Origin of the sequence: Polaromonas sp. (assembly GCF_031411155.1) — a bacterium.
In the GTDB taxonomy this organism is placed as follows: Bacteria; Pseudomonadota; Gammaproteobacteria; order Burkholderiales; family Burkholderiaceae_C; genus Polaromonas.
Genome location: NZ_JANOAL010000279.1, coordinates 1 through 1,863, shown reverse-complemented (window position 1 = coordinate 1,863; position 1,863 = coordinate 1). Strand labels below are relative to the sequence as shown.

Annotated in this window: 1 protein-coding gene and 1 pseudogene; one reads left to right on the top strand and one right to left on the bottom strand. The window is 62.5% G+C overall.

Annotation, left to right across the window (positions count from 1 at the left end; translation table 11 throughout):
- Positions 1–66: 66 nt before the first annotated feature.
- Entirely contained in the window at positions 67–1,524 is a 1,458-nt protein-coding gene (gene gatB / locus RMO23_RS16670) for an Asp-tRNA(Asn)/Glu-tRNA(Gln) amidotransferase subunit GatB (RefSeq protein WP_309683807.1), read from the top strand.
- Positions 1,525–1,638: 114 nt separating this feature from the next.
- Here gatB and RMO23_RS16665 read toward each other — a convergent pair.
- Positions 1,639–1,863 (bottom strand): annotated as a pseudogene (locus tag RMO23_RS16665) (DUF4124 domain-containing protein); the annotation flags it as partial.

Below are 1,863 nucleotides of genomic sequence, written 5' to 3'. Positions count from 1 at the left end.
GCTGGGCGCGGCGCACCGGTTTCAGATGGCAACGGACTGGCACCAGAAAACACCACGAGTTTTGACATGAGCAAAGACGCGAAATTCCTGCTGGTCCAAGGCTACGAAGTCGTCATCGGCTTCGAAACCCACACCCAGCTGACCACGCAGTCGAAAATTTTCAGCCGTGCCTCGACCGCCTTTGGCGCCGAGCCCAACACCCAAGCCTCGGCGGTGGACTTCGCCCTGCCCGGCGCGCTGCCGGTGATGAACAAGGGCGCGGTACAGCGCGCCATTGAGTTCGGCCTGGCAGTGAACGCCCACATTGCCGAAAGCAGCGTGTTTGCGCGAAAAAACTACTTTTACCCCGATCTTCCCAAGGGCTACCAGATCAGCCAGTTCGAGATTCCGGTGGTGCAAGGCGGCGTGGTGGAGTTTTTCCTCGGCGACGAAAAGAAATCGGTACGGCTGGTTAGAGCCCATTTAGAAGAAGATGCCGGCAAATCGCTGCACGAAGACTTCATAGGCCAAAGCGGCATCGATTTGAACCGCGCCGGCACGCCGCTGCTGGAGATCGTCACCGAGCCCGACATGCGCTCCTCGGCCGAGGCCGTGGCCTACGCCAAAGAGCTGCACAAAATCGTCACCTGGATTGGCATTTGCGATGGCAACATGCAGGAAGGCAGCTTCAGGTGCGACGCCAACGTCTCGGTGCGCAAGCCCGGCGGCCCGCTCGGCACGCGCCGCGAAATCAAGAACCTGAACAGCTTCAAGTTCATGCAGCAGGCGATGGACTACGAAATACGCTGGCAGATCGGGCAGATCGAGGACGGCCACACGATTCAGCAGGCGACCGTGCTGTTCGACCCGGAAACCGGCGAAACGCGCAGCATGCGCAGCAAGGAAGACGCGGCCGATTACCGCTATTTTCCCGACCCGGACCTGCCGCCGCTGGTGATTGGGCGTGACTGGGTGGAGAAAACCCGTGCCGAGATGTCCGAACTGCCGCGCGTGATGGCGGCGCGTTTTGTGGCCGACTACGGCCTGCCGGAGTACGACGCGGGCCAGCTGACGCAGAGCAAGGCCACAGCCGCCTTCTTCGAGGCCGTGGCCGCCGCCAGCAAGCAGCCCAAGCTGGCCAGCAACTGGGTCATGGGCGAGCTGTCACGCCGCCTCAATGCCGAGGAAAAGTCGATCGAGGCCTCGGCCGTTAACGCGGCTCAACTGGCCGCACTGATAGGCCGGATTGCCGACGGCACGATCTCCAACAACGCCGCCCGCCAGGTGTTTGAGGCCTTGTGGACCGGCGAAGGCCAGAACGTGGATGCGCTGATAGCCGCCAAGGGCCTCAAGCAGATGAGCGACAGCGGCGAGCTGGAGACCATCATCGACGCGGTGCTGGCCGCCAACGCCAAAAACGTCGAAGAGGTCAAGGCCGGCAATGCCAAGGCCTTCAACGCGCTGGTCGGCCAGGCCATGAAGGCCACCCAGGGCAAGGCCAATCCGGCGCAGGTCAACGCACTGCTGAAGCAAAAACTGGCTTGAATCCGGAACGCCAGGCGGTCAAACGCCGGGTCGGCTCAGGCCCTTGGTTGCTATTAAAACGATAGCTATAGGCGCACGTTTTCCCTGGGCTAGAGGCCTGTTTGACCCGCAAAATCATTTCTTGACGGCGGCCTTGGCGGAGGCATCGGGCGCCTCTGCCATGGCCGGCGCCCCGCCGCCCAGCGCCCAGAGCCGGTTGAGCTTGACCAGCTCCTCGTCAAAGCGCTGGTTGATGCGCAGCTTTTCCTGGTCCTGGTCGGCCACAAACCTTTTTTGCACCGCCACGCTGCCGTCGTTTTCCTCGATCCGGCGCTTCAGGCGCAGCGGCGCCTTGGCCGG

Bases quoted from the DNA above. Each gene is read 5' to 3' on its own strand.
- gatB (WP_309683807.1), top strand. From the start codon at position 67: ATGAGCAAAGACGCGAAATTCCTGCTGGTCCAAGGCTACGAAGTCGTC.